The following is a 15538-nucleotide window of genomic DNA, read 5'->3' on the forward strand; positions in this document are numbered from 1 at the left end:
CGAAATCAGCTATGACGAGCTCTTTAAGGAATTGAAAAATGCGACGTATTTTTCGATTTCGAACATTTTGGTTTGGAAGCCATTGGCACCCAGCTCGCGGGCTTTTTCGACATCGTGGGGGTCGTCGGAATTCGTGAGCATGATAATGATCGGGATGTCCGCAAACTCTTCCTGTTTTCGCAGTTCGGCGATGGTGTCGAAGCCGTTGAGCATGGGCATGTTGATGTCGAGGAGGACGAGAGCGGGAGTGGGTTCCTCCCCGGTCTTCACCTTTTTCATATAAACGAGGAAATCGGGGCCACTCGAAAAGCTGAGAAACGGGTTCGGGAGATCGGAACGCTTGTGGACTCGCTGGGCAATTGAGATGTCAATCTTGCTGTCATCGACCATGATGATGGGGTTCGAGTCGTTTAAGCATTTATAATTATTGGTCTGATTCAGTATTTGCATGGTTCTTTTTCTCCAGTGTATAGCGGATGTGGGTTGAGTTTTCGGTGGATTCGGCCCAGATGCGTCCGGAATGGCGTTCTACGATTCTCTTGCAGATGGTGAGGCCGGTTCCGGTGCCGGGACGATTTTTGTCGAGTCGCGTGAATAGGTCAAAAATGGAATCTCTTTTTTCAGGAGGGATGCTGGATCCCGTATTTTTTAAACCGAAAATCGTTTCCGTTTCGGTTGTTTCGGCCGTGAAGTATAGGACTATGCGCTCTCCCTTGGAGTATTTCAGTGCGTTTTCGACTAGGTTGCGATACAGAACATAGATGAGGTTTGGGTAGGCGCTGTGTGAGGGGAGCGGATCCATGCGGATTTTGATATTTCGGCGATCCAGCTCCGAGGTGAAATTTTCCAGGATCTTCTTCACCATGGCTTCCATATCCACAGTTTCCCTGAGAAGGGTGTCTTCTCCGATCCGCGAGAAAGCTCGAAAATCGGCGATCTGTTGGATTGCCCGAACGCATTCGTTTTCGGCATCACGGAGAAGTTCCTTCTGGGCCGCAGGAGTTTCCTCGAATTTGAGGAGATTGATGATTCCGGCGATCCGATGGAGGGGCTCACGGAGTTCGTGAGAGGAAATGTGGGAAAAGTGCTTCAGATCCTTATTAGCCTCAGAAAGTTTATGGTTCGCGGCGATTAGGTCGTCTTCGTTGCGGGTGATGGATTCTCTCATATCGGAGAAGGCGCGGGCGAGATCACCAATCTCATCATCGCGGTCTGTCGGAAGTTTTAATTGGATCTTCCCTTTCTTCAGTTCTTTGGAAGCACGCGAGATTCTTTGAATTGGGCGGACGAGCTTGGTTGAGATGAGGAACGCGAACAAGGATGCGATGGCGATCAAAAGGGCCACGAGGGAAATGACCTGAAGGTTGATCGATGCCGAGGTTTGCGCGATGTCATCAAAGTAAGCCGCGGATCCGAGAGCGAGGGTCCGGGAGTTTTCGAAAGGTTGAAATTTTTGGAAGTGGATCAGATCTCCGGCTGCGGTCGAAAAGGCGTCGAGGCGGAATGTGATCTGAGTGCGGGGCGAATCGAAAAAATCGCCCAATTCCGGAAAATCATTCTGGGCGCGGTAATCCTCTCCTAAATCGAAACCAAAAGTACGTGTAGAGTCGGGTTGGATGAGATAATTCCCTTGGTCATCGGTGAGAAATATCTGATATCGGTCGAGGATTTTTTCAAAGAGCTTCTCGAAAAAGGGCCGAAAGTTAATGTTGATGATGACGATTCCGAAAAATTGGTCGGACGAATCGAAGACAGGAAGGGAAACCCGAAGGGTTGGACGGTGAGGAACCTCAATGAAGTTGTCCTCGCGATTTAGATCGATCTTAGAGAAGTAGGGCTTGGTCGACATTGCACGGGGGGTATCGAGGAAATAGTCTCGATGTCCCTTTTGCCTCAGATCGGATTCCTGGATTTCTTCGATGCTCGTCCCGATCCGGTCCAACCGAATGATTTCCTTGCCAGAGTCCTTCTTGCCGATCAATCGAATCTGGGAGTAGTTTGGCATGGCTTCGAGAGTTTCGCGGAAGATCTCTCGTAAATGGGATAGGTCTTGGTCGAGAATCGGGGATTGTGGGGCAGTCTCGTAGAGATCTCCGATCTCGCGAAGAAGAGGAAGACCCGCCAAGAGTTTGATATCGTGCGAGATCTCACGAATCGCCAGTTCTAGGTGGTTAATTTGGTTGTTTGTGTTCCTCTCCAGAGCTTCGGTCTGGAGATTGGCAATCATCGTAGTGTGTCCCCAGAAGGCGATGAGGGCCGTTATCGAGCTCGATAGCAAAACCAGTGATAAAGCTAGGATGCGAATCTTTGGAGATATTTTCACTTTTCTGGTTTTTGCGGGGAGGCGCTGAAAAGCAGCGATTGTCCGATAAGGCTATTGGTGCTGCGAGACAGTGTAGAATCGGTGTCTGTCGGGATTATGTTATCTTATGCGTAAGAAGTCGATTGAGAAGGCTAATGACGCTTTCTTGGGGGTTTTTCACATATTTTTTGTGAAAATTTTTACTCCTCAAGGATGAGAGGACAAGGGGCCAAGGGGAAATCGCGACGGAAAGGATTGGGGGTTATTCGGGAGTGAAGAAGGGATCTCCAAATTCGTCTGGAGCGAGAGCGTGGGCCAACGAATCCAAAGAGATATAAGGAATCTAACTTTTACGTTCAACCTATTAAAGAGAGCCATAGACCTTTGGACAGACGCTGACTTTTCCTGTTACGTTTGCTCAGCGTAAGGAAAGTGAACGAAGGCAGTTGAAGGATTGCTCTCTAGCTTCCGTTTCAAAGATGTTTAAATATATTTTATCTCTCTGTTTCTGCTTCACTTGCTGTGCTGCGGATTTCTACATGGCCTTAGATGGGACTGGATCGCAGGATGGTTCGGATTGGTCGAATGCTTTCGAGTCTGAAGAAATCGAAACGGTCCTTAATCAGATCATGCAGCCAGGAGATACCTTGTTTCTCGGAGGGCCGACAGAAGAGGGGGGGGATGATTATGGAGATCTGCGGTTTTCGATCACCTCAAGTGGAACCGAGTCGAAACGGAAAAGCTTGATCGGCGTTGATCGAGGATACGGGTTTCCCCTGCTGAAGGGGACTCAGAAGGTCCGAAGTTACGTTACGATCCAGTTCAAAGGGGATAGCAGTTTCTGGACTGTCCAGAATATCCGCATCGAACGACGGGATATTGGGCTGAACGCTTTGGAGGGTAGGCATCAAGGTTTGGTCTTTGACAATGTAATTATCCGTCATGTCAGGGAGGCTGCCTTTCGTTTTCAAGACTGTGACAATCTGATGATTCGGAATTGTCGGGCGGAGCGGTATAGTAACGTAGGGTTTCAATTCACCCACTCGTGCGATGGGGTGACCTTGGAGGGAGCGGTCGCCGATTGTTCTGGCACGAGCACGGAGCCTGCCCCGGAGATCTGGAAACACACCTCCGATCCGGTCGGCTTTGATTTTCACCGGAAGGGATCTTCGGAGCCGGAGAATACCCGGATTTTGTTGCGGAATTGCGTCTCCATCAACAACCGCGAGTCGAACGGAGATTCTTATGAACAGGGTGATGGGTTTAAGTTCGAACGGAATAATCGGGATATCGTCCTTGTTGCCTGTGTAGCGAACTGGAATCGCGATGCTGGATTTGATTTAAAAGGGACGAATCAGAAGTTGGAAGGCTGCGTGGCTGTATCCAATTCCCGATATGGTTTCAAAGTTTGGTATGATGGGATCTTGGAGAATTGCGTCGCGGTGGGGAATCGCTCCCGTCAGTTAACCTTGCCGTCGCAGAAAGGGGAGCACACCATCGTGGCAAACTACTGCACGTTTCACGCCGAGGAGAAGTCGGATGTTGGGGTGGGGACCGAAGCAGAGGGGACGACGGGGATTCTGAACCATTGCATACTCTCCTTCAGTGGAGAGAGCGGCCGTTTCACTATGGGGCCGGGGACCGTGACCTTAAATGAATCCGTGACCTTGGCAAATGCGGGAAACCCCGAAGATCCTCCTCGCTATCTGAATCCGGTTCTCCCTTGGACGGGGCTAGGGGCCCATTTTGACAACCGGACCTATGGTCGGAATAAAGGATACAGTAGCGAGCGCGTGGAGCAGATTTTCGCGAATCCTTGAGAGTACGCTCGACGGGCAGAGTTCTTTTGCTCGGGTCGAAAGAGGGTGAACTCTCTTTCGACCCAAAAAAGCGGGGCACCGAATCGGTGCCCCGCTGAAAGGATTTGTCTGGATCGAGAGATGATCTCAGGGGTTATTGGGACTCGTTTTGTTCGGACTGCTCCGACTCTCCGGACTCTTCTGTTTCTCTCTTCTTTTGCGGCTCCTTCTGGATCGCTTTAGTCTGACGCGGTTCTTGTTGAATCGCTTTCCGTTTGTGCGGCTTTTCCTCGATCGCCTTGGGCTTTGGGGGTTCGAGAGCGTCGGTGAGTTCCTCGGTGAGACCGCCCGGCTTGCTCGGGTCGATACCCAGCTCGTTGAGGAGCTTGTCGACGAGAGGGGAGTTCATCCGGTAAGAGAGGAGGGACTCCATGAGTTGATTGGGCATACCGCCGCCGCCGTTTGAGACGGAGGAGTTGCCGTTGCTTGAACCTTGGCCATTGGAGCTGCCGGGAACGTTGAAGCCGTTGGTCGAGATGATCTTGATGCTGTCGATCTTCTCCATTGGTTTGACGCTGGCCTCGATGATCTGCGGGGCGACCTGGGCGAGAATCTTGCGGATCTCGAAGCTGATGATCTCCTGGTTGAGAAGGTTCTTGGCTTCGTTGATGGCCTTCTCCCCGTAAGCCTCGACCTCGAAGCGCTTGGCGTCGGCCTCGGCGACGATGCGGATCTTTTCGGCGGAGGCTTTGGCCTCGGTAACGACTGCTTCGGCCTTGTCGATAGCAGCCTGCTTCTCGGCCTCGGCGGATACCTTCACGTCGATGGCTTCCTTTTCCGCATCCTCGCGGGCCTTGATCAACTCGATCTCCTTCTCACGATTGGCGATAGAGGTTTGACGGACGGTGGTGACGTTTTCCTCTTCCTTGACCATGAGGGAGCGGGCCTTGGCAGCTTCGGCCTCGGCTTGCGATTGTTCCTCGGACTTCTTCGCCACGGCGATATCGGAGACCTGCTTCTTGATCTCGACGGACTGCTTGCGATCGATCTCGGCTTCTTCGACCATTCGCTTGGCGAGAATGTCGCGTTCCTGAATGGTTTGTTCGGAACCAATTGCGGCCTCGCGTTCCTTCTGTTCTTGAATGATTCGGGCCTCTTCGGCTTCGCGTTTCCGAGTCGCCTTTTCCGTGGCGACGAGGGATTCCTGCGAAGCTGTCGCGAAAGCCACTTCTCTTTCCTGATCGAGGCGGGCCATTTCTTCATCCCGTTTGATGTGGAAACTCTCGCGGGAGGCTTCGAGATTTTTGGTCTCAATCTTGACCCGGGTTTCCTGCTCGATCCGGTTCCGCTCTTCCCGTTTAGACTCGGTGATCGACGTCAATTTTGCGAGACCCTGGGCGTCGAAGGCATTGTCTTCCTTGAAGTAGGTGCGTCCGGTTTGGTCAAGGGCGGTGAGCGAGACGGATTCGAGCTCAAGACCGTTCTTGAGCAAATCCTCGCTGACCGAAGACTGGACGGACTGCACAAACTCGGTGCGTTTTTCGTGGAGCTCCTCCATACTGAGCCCCGCGGCGACGGCACGGAGAGCATCGACGAACTTACCCTGAAGAAGTTCTTTGAGCATCTCCGGTTGGAGAGTCCGGTCCCCGAGGGTCTGGGCCGCTTTCGCAATGGATTCTTTCTCGGGTTTGACGCGGACGTAAAACTCGGCCGTCACATCGACGCGCATACGGTCGGCGGTGATGAGACCGTCCTCGTTTTTACGGTCCACTTGGAGCCGAAGAGTCCGCATGTTGACGGCGACGATCTCTTGGAAGACCGGGAGTTTGATGGCTCCCCCGTCGAGGATGACTTTTTCTCCCCCCAAGCCGGTGCGCACGAAAGCGATCTCCTTGGAGGAGCGTTTGTAGAGTCGGGCGATGACGACTCCGAAGAAGATGAGAGCGGCGATGCCAATGCCGATCCAAGTGATGATATTGATCATGGGATTCACGGATTTTGATTTGAGTAGATTAAAAAACGATGGGGATAGAGCCCCCGAAAACTATTGGTGGTCGAGGTGGGGATTTTCCACGGCGATACAAGTGAAGGCTCCTTTGCCCTTGTCTCTGCCGACGAGCAGAACGTGTTCTCCTTGCTTAAAGCGCGCTTGCGGCTCGTCCGCGCGGACCATGACATAGTGCGTCCGGTCGAGTGGGCCGCGCAACTTAGCCTCCGCAGTCCTCTCGTAAGTCGCTTCACCGATGGTGATGGTGGCAACCCGGCCGATATAACTCCCGGAGGAAATCGCACTCGTCTCGTCCTTGGGGAGTATATTTCCCAGGAGGGCATTTCCCCATTTGAGCGGAAAGATGGAGACCGCAAAAGCGATGGGTGCTGCCACCATGGCGGGGAGGAGGCCGAGCCCACTTTCGCTCAGAAAAAGTTGGCCGTTGTATCCGATGCACGAGAACAGAAAGAGGAAGAGGAGGAAGCTGATGATAAACGGCACCTTGCCGAAATTCATCCAAGCGAATACCTCAGCAACCCAGGAAGCCTCCGCGCCGCTGTCCGGGCCTGCCTCCTCCTCGATATCCATCTCAGGCTCGATCGAGAGTTCCCCGGGGAGATCGACGCCGCCGACCGCATCAAAGTCTGGTAGGACGTCGTCGATCCAGCCGAAGAGGCTGATCCCCGTGAACAAGCTGATGGTTTGCAGGATGCCGATGAGGAAGAATATCCCCAAGGCGACGGCGAAAGGCAGGTTTTCCGCTGCCGTAAAATGCGCGTACATGGAAAAGACAGAGCGGGCTTGATCTCTTTACTCGCCGGAGAGGGCTTTCATTCGGGCTTCGATTCGTGCGCGCTTGTTCAAGTGGGCAAGCTCGACAAGCTTTGCGCTCTCGTCGGAGTTGGCCTTAATGGCAGTGCGTCGAACTCCGGTGGCGTCTTGTAGGACCCGAGTGAAGGCGCGCTCGGCCTTGTCGGCTTTGGTCACGGCGGATCCAGAGCCGGAGGCTCCGACTCCCGATTCCGATTGTCCGGCGGACGCGGCTTCCTTCTGGGATACCTTGAAGTCGTGTAGCTCATCATCCATCTCGTTGCGCTTGGCAACGAGGCCGGCGATTGCCTGATTCAATTCGGCTTCCTGCCGTCCTAGTTCGCCCAATTGATTCTCGAGTGCGGGGAGTTGGTCCTCAATATCGAGCTGTCGTGAGATGGCCGTTTCGACGAGGTCTTTGCGCCCCTGCTTGAGGGCTTCTTCAGTTTGCTCTTCGATCCGAGAATGTTCCTCGTTGAGCTTGGTCATCGCCTTGGAAACGTGGTACTTCTGGGCGGTAATCCGTCCGAGCTCCGCTTTGACCTCGTCGAGGGCATCGTCGACTTCGGCGATTGCTTGTTCGAGAACCACCTCAGGGGCGAGACCTTCGATTTTGGACACAATCGAGGAGGCGGTGCCAGTGATGATGCGGCGGATGCGGTTACTGATAGTATCTTTCATGATTTTTTGGGTTTGCTGGATTAAATACGTGCGTTGGCCAGAGCCATATGCGGGAAAACGAAAAGGGTAGGGAAAGCTTTGTCGGAGAAGATGGGTTACGGGTTGGGAGAATGGTCTCGCTCGGAAATTAGGCCCACTAATTCAGAGATCGTTTCAAGTTTGTCATCGAGGAGCCTGGGGTTGTAGGTGGGCGCCTCACGGGTGAGACCGAGACGGAGAGTTTGCTCGATGACACGGAGGAGGATGCTGAGCAACTTCTCCTCGGTTTCGAGGAGGTAAGGGAGCTCTTCCTTATCGGCAGGAGGATCTTGTCGGCTGGCCAGGTAGGCAATTGCCTGGGGGAGAAGATGGGCAGCCATATCAATCAGGTCGGAATGAACCTTCTGTTTCATCTCTAACTGGCGGAGATTCTTTCGAGCTGGCTCGCCAATGCGGTTCAGTTCCTCGACTCCCTCGGCATAGGTTCCAAAATGCTCGTGATATTGCCGGAAAAAAGAGGCCACAAACCGAAGCTTTTCACTCGCGGTCACTTTTCCTCCGAAAGATTGCTGCATCAGAAACTCGTAATCGTCCTGACTGATGCGTCCGCTGATGGGGACGGTCTTGGTAGTGTCATTCATGAGAGTCCAGGTTCGGAAGGGTGAATTGTTGGAGCAGTGTATAATAGTTATACAATGTTCTTTCTCCAGTGCAAGAGAAATCGAAAATGTTCTAAGGAAAGGCGGAAGAAGGTGTCCTTTCTGGTCTGGGAATGAACGCTTATGGGGAATTCGGCGATAGGCCGCTGCGCCAGATTCTCTCCTCAACCGTGCTCAATCCATTATATACAGCCCACAGAGAAAGATCAAAATGGGTGCCTTCAGCTCTCTCTCAGGTTCGAGGAACATTTCCCATTGTTGACCACAGTAGTGAGCTCTAGTGGAAAGCGCTGAATCTACTCCACCCAGTGAAGTAGCCGCTCAGCTTTAGCTGCGCGGTACTGGAGGTGCGAAATGCTTTTTGCTATGGCGCATCGCAAGAGAAGCCCGAGACGTACGTTGGTCCTCTCTAACCTCTTTCGCAAAGCTGAAGGCTGGAGGGGAAAGAACCATTTTCTTTCGACCACCAGGTCCGATTTTCTTTCGTGAAACTGTCTCCATTATAGAATGGTCCAGATGTCCTTGTGCCATCCCATTAGAAATGTGAGGTCGTGCACGTCATATTTGATCATGAGTAAAAAGCAGAATGGCGCCTGCAGTGAATACTATGCTGCCCAACAGAAACCGAAGGAGCTTTCCCACTAGAACCCGGGTCAGGTTATTGGGATTCACGGTAATTGTTACCGTTCTTTCGCCGCGTGGCTGATGGGTGATGAATCTTTTTGCTAGGTCTCCACCGATCCAGACGCCGAGTAGGATTAGGACGTAGGCGGTAATTTCGAGTGTGATGTGTTTCAATGAGGGGTCCATTTTATTGCGAAAGCCATTTATCCAGTTTCGCGATGAAATTTGAGTATTCTTCCCGCCCTCTGAATCCGTGTTTTCCCATGATTTGGATAAGAGGTATTCCCGCGGTTGAATAGAGGATTGTGCCTTGCCGCCTGGGGGAGAGAAGTGGTGCGCAGAAATAGATGGAAAGACAGAGAAGGGCGGCGAGCTTCGGTCCCCATCCAAAGCCTTGGCCGATTAGGACTCCCCCGAGCCCGGCTAAGAGCGATAGGATGAATCCGATTATCATAAGGCTACGGATGTTGTGAATGTAGCCTCGATCGTTCTCTTCCAATAGACCGGTCTTGCTCGATATTGACTCGTTAGGGATGGTGAATGCTTCTTTCTTTAGGACATTGCGACTCGACTGGATTCTGATTTCCTCTTCGCCGAGAGTAAAAGTGGTTGATCGGTCGTAGTAGCGTACTCGGTATTGTTGCATCTTATTGTCAGATATTCGGGGCGGGCTAACGCCTTCATAGTATAGCTCCGGATATAGATCGACTTTGAGCTTGGGGCAAGTATTCAGGGAGTTGTTATCCGAACATGATTCTAAACGGGGATTTCGACAGATGGGCGATGTCGGCGAGCTTTGAGATCTGGGGAGAAGAGCTTCACAAATCGATTCCAAGCTCTACCTTGCGCATCATCGACGGCGCAGTCCATCTAGTCATCGAAGAGAAGCCTAATGAGCTGGTGAGGGAGATTCTGGCTTTCCGAAAGTCCTGAACCGAGTGGAGGTAACTCTTACGATCGGTGGTGTCATGATTTCTTTTCTGGGCCGGTTGCCGTTGGCTATGACCCATTCTCGAGGACAGCGGTTCATAGATTTCCACCCGCTGCTCCCGATTGGTTCTCGCTAGAAACAGAGCGATATGTAGGTCGAATGGTGACTCCGAATAGTGAAAATTCTGTGTCTTCGCTCTTCGAAATGTACCCGACTTATCTTCGGAACGGAATTTGGGCGGTTTTTCAGGATAGAATTCGATTAACCGACGAGATTTCTCCAAGGCATCCTCGTCCCAAAGACTTGGGTATAAGGATATGCTTTTAGGAGGGGTCAGCTTGAGACAAGTGGCGGTTAAAGGCGTCCAGTGAATGCATTGCCGCGTATTGTTTGAGGGCGAGCTTGTCGTCCGGGGTGAGGCCCTTCTGGTGGCGCAAAATACACTCACTCAGCGCCTGCATGAGGCTTTCAGGATTTTCATTTTTAAAGGTTAATCCCAATCCATGCTTTTTGACGCGCTGCCCGACCAAATCGTAATCACTGCTGATCACGGGACGTTCGGCATGGGCGGCAAGTGCCAAGTTATTCGACGAGCCGAAATGACTCATATACGGCAACAGCACGACATCGCATGCTGCCAGGCAATCGCGCAACGTATCTTCTGGAATAAATGCGTTGATAAGAGAGGATTGGCGATTTCTGCAGAGGGTTTCCAGTGATTGTAACCATGCTCCCTTGGGGTCTTGTTTTCCCGCGCATAGCAAAAAAACTTTCGGGTCGGAAAGTTTGTTAATGGCATCAATGGCAAGTCCAATACCTTTTCGTTTATGCCCTTGTCCGAAAATCAGTGGAATAAAGGCATTTTGCGGCAATGATAATTTTTCGCGCGCCTTTTCCCGCGAAAGATATTCATAAGCGGGTGCGGGATCGGGTAGCCAGTGTATCGGAATATTGGATCTATATTCTTTGGCGTTTTCGGTAATGCGTTCGTCTAAGACGAAAATACGTTTAAAAAAACGTTTCTTATTAAGTTTGTGTACTCCGTGTCGCTTGAGTGCCAGACCGAGGCTCCTCGATTGAGTGAGGACTCGCGGGCGGATGTACAATCCTGAAATTTTCCCTGAAAGGGAGAGCGCAGGTAATAATCCCAATGCGGCTTTACGCCAAAGTGAGGAGGCGATTTCATCCAGCGAGCATAGGAAAATTTCGTCTGGGTTTATTTCTGCATTGAGTGTGCAGAGTGCTTTCAAATGCTGCTTTTTTCCGGCGGAAGGCGGCAGAGGAAAGCTTTCAATTTTGGATAAATAGCCTTTGTCAACGTTTTGAGAAATGTGTGTCCAGCGGAGGTTTTTAGAATCGGTGCAAACTGTCACACGATAGCCTATTTGGACAAACGCAGAGGCAAAATAGGCTAAAAAAATGGGATGATGCCCTTCACTACGCGGTTCGTAGAGGAGGATATGGGGCGGATTCGGCATAACTGATGGAAACTAATATACGAAAACGGTGGCACAAAAGTGAGTTGACGGTAATTTGAAAATTATACGGAGGAAAGGGGAATTCGAATATTATTCTGCCGGCCCAATCAGTCAGTTGGGCAAAGACCATCGTGAGGAATTGATCGCGCGCGCTCGTGCTTCTGCTCTTTCTGGATATCGGATGCAGAGCCATACAGAGCTGGAACTCTTTTGGGGAGCCAGCAGATCGAGAACTCAAATTTTCATGAATGGCTCCACAGGAAGCACCGACAGGATTCTTCTTGGCCCTTAACTGGACAGTTGTGGGGAAATGTGTTGGCTTAGCGTCCGAATCTCCTCACCCATAAATCCCTTCTATGCCAAAATTACCTATATCAGTCTGTATGATTGTCCGAAATGAGGCAGACCGTTTGGTGAAAAGTTTACCACCTTTGGAGGCGTTTGCGGAGCTGTGTGTGCTGGATTCGGAGAGCACGGATAATTCGGTTAGCCTTTGTCAGGCGGCGGGAGCATCGGTGACAATTCATCCGTGGGAAGGCTTTTCGGCGGCACGGCGTAGGGTTTTTTCCAGTGCGACTCAGCCGTGGTTATTGTGGATCGATGCGGATGAAATTCTTACCTCGGAATTTATTGCCGAACTGTGGCATTTGTTTCGCGATGGCGAACCACAGCATGTGGCGTATCAAGTCAACCGTCGGGTTTGTTTTGAGGGCCAATGGATCTCGCATGGGGACTGGTTCCCCGATTGGAATGTACGGCTTTTCCGTGAAAATGTTTGGCAAATGCCTGAGCGCTTGCTCCATGAAAGTCTGGAGATCACGGGGTCTATCGGCAAATTAAACAGTGTGATTGAGCATCACTCATTCCGGAGTTGGGATGATTTTTACAGCCGCAGTAAGCGTTATGCACGACTCTGGGCTGAGGAGCATTTGCGACGCCGCAGTCCACGTTTCGGCGAAGCGAAATTGCGGGGTCTGTGGCGTTTTTTCCATGGATATGTGCTGAAACGCGGATTTTTAGACGGTAAATTAGGGTTCAAAATCGCTTATGCGAACGGCGTCGGAGTGACGGAAAAGTACCGCGCTTTAATCGCGCTCAAACGTGAACGGAATTTACGCTAGCGCATCTTTTGAAGGAGCAAAAGGATGGGCTTCCCAAGTGGGTGGGTCGCTTCAGCGCCCACCATTGGCAGTCAAGGAATGGCGAGAGCCATTTCTACGAAATTCCTAACCAGCTGACGTTTCCGAGTAGAGACTGATCACAGAATCAGGATTCCGTGCGTGCGATTCTTTCGAGCCTTCCGGGATCCGGAAGAGCTGAAGGCATGAAAAACGTTAGCTCAGGTTGCCTCGAATTTGATGAAGAGAGAGTATTTGCAAGAATTCGTGGCCCCATCCGGCTGTCCCCCAAAAAATCAAGACGTGAGGCCCTTACGGTAGCCGGTGGAAGTTCTTCGTGTAATCTTTAGATTTTGCGTTTAACACGAATGCCGGAATGGGTTCTCTGTGGGACTTGTTGCCGATGTCCTTGAGCAAGACCGAGTGCTACCGATGCCCTCGCGGTGTTGGGTTCCTATGCCTTTGTGGCATCACCGAGTTGAATCACCACCTTTTGTGCGACATGGCGGGCTTTTTCGCGTGCCTGTTCGAGGTCGTCGGCACGGGCCAGGGCCACGCCCATCCGGCGGCGACCACTGACCGATGGTTTGCCGAAGAGGCGGAGGTCTGTGCCCGGCAGTTGTAGAGCGTCATCGATATTTGTGAAGCGAATATTGTCACTGTGGCCCTCGGCCAAAATGACTGCCGAGGATGCCGGTCCGAGTTGCTCGACCACTGGGATCGGCAGGCCGAGGACTGCCCGTGCGTGAAGGGCAAACTGGGAAAGTGACTGGCCGACCATCGTGACCATGCCAGTGTCGTGCGGGCGTGGGGAGACCTCGCTGAAAATGACTTCGTCACCACAGACGAAGAGCTCGACGCCAAAAACGCCCCGGCCGCCAAGTGCATTCGTGATGGCACCGGCCATTTCCTGTGCCCGTGTGCATGCCTTTTCTGACATCGGCTGGGGCTGCCAGGACTCGCGGTAATCACCGTCCTTCTGGATGTGACCGATCGGCGCGCAGAAAGCCGTGCCTCCGATATGCCGGACGGTCAGCAGCGTGATTTCGTAGTCAAATTCGACGAACCCCTCGACGATGACCTTGCCGGCACCCGCACGGCCGCCTTCCTGTGCATAGGTCCAAGCCGCTTCGATTTCACCGGCCTCGCGAATTATGCTCTGGCCTTTGCCCGAAGAACTCATGATCGGCTTGACCACGCAGGGGATACCGATCTCGGTGACGGCGGCCTCAAAGGCCTCGCGGCTGTCGGCAAACTGATAGGGTGAAGTGGGGAGCCGAAGCTCCTCCGCCGCCAGACGCCGGATGCCTTCACGGTTCATTGTCAGTTGGGTGGCGCGCGCGGTGGGGACGACTTTGGCCAGTCCCTCTTTCTCAATTGCGGCAAGAGTGTCGGTCGCGATGGCTTCCACTTCCGGCACGATGTAGGCCGGACACTCCTCCTCGATCACGGCCCGCAGGGCTTCCCCGTCCAGCATATCGATGACGTGAGCGCGGTCCGCCACCTGCATTGCCGGGGCGTTTGCGTAGCTGTCGACCGCGATCACCTCGACGCCGAAACGCTGCAGTTCGATCACGACTTCTTTGCCGAGTTCGCCCGAGCCGCAGAGCAAGACCCTGCAGGCAGAAGAGGTGAAAGGAGTGCCAATATCCATGTGGGTAGAGAGATGCATGTTTTACCCGAAAAACTCAAACCAGAAGAGGGTAAGTTGTCATTGAGGTCGAACTGTGTGTATCACCCCCATCCCAAAACCTCCAAAGTTTCCAGAATCTCCCGCACTCCCTTCTTCCGCTTGGCGGTGGTCCGGCCTGCGAGGGTGGGGAAGCTCTGCTGAAGGCGTAAACTAGAGACCTGAAGTTGAGAGAGGCGAAGTGAGAGGGATGGCGAACGCCGAACTCTGCACGTTAATCACAGGAGAGGTGGCTTGGAATCGCGCGACTGAAGTCATGCGAGAACGGGGAATTGAGGGGTGTTCTCCGGATTTGGATCTAGGGCTTGTTTTTTTGCAAATAGTGGCACAAGACCTGCATTGAGTATTATGATTTGAAAGAATCGTAATAATCAAAAAGGTCCAACTATGAAACAACACTCGATCAAAAATCTAACTCGCATCGGCCTCACGACACTCGTGGGCCTCGTCGGCATCTCCTCGGCTCGAGGAGAGGAACCTCTCAAAATCGCTTACAGTGACTGGCCGGGATGGGTCGCCTGGGAAATCGGCATTGAAAAGGGCTGGTTTGAAGAAGAAGGCGTGGACGTGGAGTTCCTGTGGTTCGATTATGTTGCATCCATGGATGCCTACGTGGCCGGGCAGGTCGACGCGGTTACCATGACCAATGGGGACGCACTCGTGACGGGAGCGACTGGTAAACCTTCGGTCGGCATTATCATCAACGACTTTTCCAACGGGAATGACATGATCGTCGGAGGTCCGGGAATCTCTTCGATCACCGATCTGAAAGGGAAGAAAGTCGGAGTCGAAGAAGGTTTTGTTTGTCACCTCTTGCTCCTGAAAGGGCTTTCGGACAACGGGATGACCGCAGACGACGTCACCATCGTGAACACTCCTACGAACGAGACTCCGCAGGTATTGGCTTCGGGAGCGGTTTCCGCAATCGGTGCCTGGCAGCCCAATTCTGGTGAAGCTCTGAAGCAGACTCCAGGTTCGACTCGCGTCTATTCTTCGGCAGACAGCCCCGGCATCATCTATGATTTGCTCTTTGTCTCGCCGGAATCTCTCGAGACCCGTCGTGACGACTGGGCGAAGGTGGTCAAGGTCTGGTATCGGATTGTCGACTACTTGAAGGATGAAGACAACATTGACGAAGCCTTGGAAATTCTCTCGGCTCGCGTGAACCTGTCTCCTGCCGAGTATGAGCCTCTCTTTGCCGGTACCTACATCCTATCTCTCGACGAAGCGAAGGAGCGCTGGGAGGAAGCAGAAGGCTTGGACAGTGTCTACGGTTCCACCGAATTCGTGGATGACTTTAACGTGAAGTTCGAAGTCTACGACAATCCTCTGAACACCACTCAGTATCTCGATCCTTCCTTGACCGAGGAATACGCAGAGTCGGTCGAAAACTAATTGGGACGTCTTCGAGCGTCATAATCACTTGAGTTCTGTTGGGGGAGGGGAGTCCGATCCTCCCAACCCTCTCCAGCTAAAA

Annotated in this window: 13 protein-coding genes; 3 read left to right on the top strand and 10 right to left on the bottom strand. The window is 52.4% G+C overall.

What is annotated here, in order from left to right; translation table 11 throughout:
• Positions 1-9 precede the first annotated feature (9 nt).
• Complete coding sequence (locus H5P30_RS11550; RefSeq protein WP_185693096.1) at positions 10-450, bottom strand: response regulator; 441 nt, start codon at positions 448-450, stop codon at positions 10-12.
• Positions 425-2323 carry an ATP-binding protein gene (locus H5P30_RS11555; protein ID WP_185693097.1) on the bottom strand — a complete coding sequence of 633 codons (1899 nt, stop codon included), beginning with the start codon at positions 2321-2323 and terminating at the stop codon, positions 425-427. Before H5P30_RS11555 ends, H5P30_RS11550 begins: the two co-directional genes overlap by 26 nt.
• Positions 2324-2781: 458 nt before the next feature.
• Here H5P30_RS11555 and H5P30_RS11560 point away from each other — a divergent pair, with 458 nt between their 5' ends.
• Positions 2782-4122 carry a right-handed parallel beta-helix repeat-containing protein gene (locus H5P30_RS11560; protein WP_185693098.1) on the top strand — a complete coding sequence of 447 codons (1341 nt, stop codon included), beginning with the start codon at positions 2782-2784 and terminating at the stop codon, positions 4120-4122.
• Positions 4123-4255: 133 nt separating this feature from the next.
• Here H5P30_RS11560 and H5P30_RS11565 read toward each other — a convergent pair whose 3' ends face one another.
• From H5P30_RS11565 to H5P30_RS11595, 7 genes are all read right to left on the bottom strand, one after another.
• Positions 4256-6085: a flotillin family protein gene (locus tag H5P30_RS11565; protein ID WP_185693099.1), complete on the bottom strand. Its 1830-nt coding sequence runs from the start codon at positions 6083-6085 to the stop codon at positions 4256-4258.
• A 60-nt stretch (positions 6086-6145) separates the two neighbouring features.
• Complete coding sequence (locus H5P30_RS11570) at positions 6146-6874, bottom strand: OB-fold-containig protein (protein ID WP_185693100.1); 729 nt, start codon at positions 6872-6874, stop codon at positions 6146-6148.
• A gap of 27 nt (positions 6875-6901) precedes the next feature.
• Positions 6902-7582 (bottom strand): PspA/IM30 family protein, encoded by a 681-nt coding sequence (locus H5P30_RS11575; protein ID WP_185693101.1) that lies wholly within the window; start codon positions 7580-7582, stop codon positions 6902-6904.
• Between the two features lie 95 nt (positions 7583-7677).
• Positions 7678-8202, bottom strand: coding sequence for a hypothetical protein (locus H5P30_RS11580; protein WP_185693102.1), 525 nt, complete (start codon positions 8200-8202; stop codon positions 7678-7680).
• A 576-nt stretch (positions 8203-8778) separates the two neighbouring features.
• Positions 8779-9030, bottom strand: coding sequence for a hypothetical protein (locus tag H5P30_RS11585; RefSeq protein WP_185693103.1), 252 nt, complete (start codon positions 9028-9030; stop codon positions 8779-8781).
• Between the two features lies 1 nt (position 9031).
• The gene (locus H5P30_RS11590; RefSeq protein WP_185693104.1) at positions 9032-9490 is read right to left on the bottom strand and encodes a hypothetical protein; all 459 of its coding nucleotides are present in this window, start codon (positions 9488-9490) and stop codon (positions 9032-9034) included.
• A gap of 608 nt (positions 9491-10098) precedes the next feature.
• Positions 10099-11253 carry a glycosyltransferase gene (locus H5P30_RS11595; protein ID WP_185693105.1) on the bottom strand — a complete coding sequence of 385 codons (1155 nt, stop codon included), beginning with the start codon at positions 11251-11253 and terminating at the stop codon, positions 10099-10101.
• A gap of 356 nt (positions 11254-11609) precedes the next feature.
• Here H5P30_RS11595 and H5P30_RS11600 point away from each other — a divergent pair, with 356 nt between their 5' ends.
• The gene (locus H5P30_RS11600; RefSeq protein ID WP_185693106.1) at positions 11610-12374 is read left to right on the top strand and encodes a glycosyltransferase family 2 protein; all 765 of its coding nucleotides are present in this window, start codon (positions 11610-11612) and stop codon (positions 12372-12374) included.
• Positions 12375-12825: 451 nt separating this feature from the next.
• Here the strand turns inward: H5P30_RS11600 and purT are convergent, their stop codons facing one another.
• Complete coding sequence (gene purT / locus H5P30_RS11605) at positions 12826-14043, bottom strand: formate-dependent phosphoribosylglycinamide formyltransferase (RefSeq protein WP_246459671.1); 1218 nt, start codon at positions 14041-14043, stop codon at positions 12826-12828.
• Positions 14044-14448: 405 nt separating this feature from the next.
• On the opposite strand from purT, the gene H5P30_RS11610 reads away from it, so the two are divergent.
• Positions 14449-15456 (top strand): ABC transporter substrate-binding protein, encoded by a 1008-nt coding sequence (locus tag H5P30_RS11610; RefSeq protein ID WP_185693107.1) that lies wholly within the window; start codon positions 14449-14451, stop codon positions 15454-15456.
• Positions 15457-15538 lie beyond the last annotated feature (82 nt).

This window comes from Puniceicoccus vermicola (genome assembly GCF_014230055.1).
GTDB classification, from domain to species: Bacteria; Verrucomicrobiota; Verrucomicrobiia; order Opitutales; family Puniceicoccaceae; genus Puniceicoccus; species Puniceicoccus vermicola.

What these genes read in the sequence shown, in the direction of transcription:
- H5P30_RS11550 (WP_185693096.1), bottom strand. Translation starts at nt 450, where the DNA reads ATGCAAATACTGAATCAGACCAATAATTATAAATGCTTAAACGACTCG.
- H5P30_RS11565 (WP_185693099.1), bottom strand. Translation starts at nt 6,085, where the DNA reads ATGATCAATATCATCACTTGGATCGGCATTGGCATCGCCGCTCTCATC.
- H5P30_RS11580 (WP_185693102.1), bottom strand. Translation starts at nt 8,202, where the DNA reads ATGAATGACACTACCAAGACCGTCCCCATCAGCGGACGCATCAGTCAG.
- H5P30_RS11610 (WP_185693107.1), top strand. Translation starts at nt 14,449, where the DNA reads ATGAAACAACACTCGATCAAAAATCTAACTCGCATCGGCCTCACGACA.
- H5P30_RS11575 (WP_185693101.1), bottom strand. Translation starts at nt 7,582, where the DNA reads ATGAAAGATACTATCAGTAACCGCATCCGCCGCATCATCACTGGCACC.
- H5P30_RS11585 (WP_185693103.1), bottom strand. Translation starts at nt 9,030, where the DNA reads ATGGACCCCTCATTGAAACACATCACACTCGAAATTACCGCCTACGTC.
- H5P30_RS11570 (WP_185693100.1), bottom strand. Translation starts at nt 6,874, where the DNA reads ATGTACGCGCATTTTACGGCAGCGGAAAACCTGCCTTTCGCCGTCGCC.
- H5P30_RS11595 (WP_185693105.1), bottom strand. Translation starts at nt 11,253, where the DNA reads ATGCCGAATCCGCCCCATATCCTCCTCTACGAACCGCGTAGTGAAGGG.
- purT (WP_246459671.1), bottom strand. Translation starts at nt 14,043, where the DNA reads ATGCATCTCTCTACCCACATGGATATTGGCACTCCTTTCACCTCTTCT.
- H5P30_RS11590 (WP_185693104.1), bottom strand. Translation starts at nt 9,490, where the DNA reads ATGCAACAATACCGAGTACGCTACTACGACCGATCAACCACTTTTACT.
- H5P30_RS11600 (WP_185693106.1), top strand. Translation starts at nt 11,610, where the DNA reads ATGCCAAAATTACCTATATCAGTCTGTATGATTGTCCGAAATGAGGCA.
- H5P30_RS11560 (WP_185693098.1), top strand. Translation starts at nt 2,782, where the DNA reads ATGTTTAAATATATTTTATCTCTCTGTTTCTGCTTCACTTGCTGTGCT.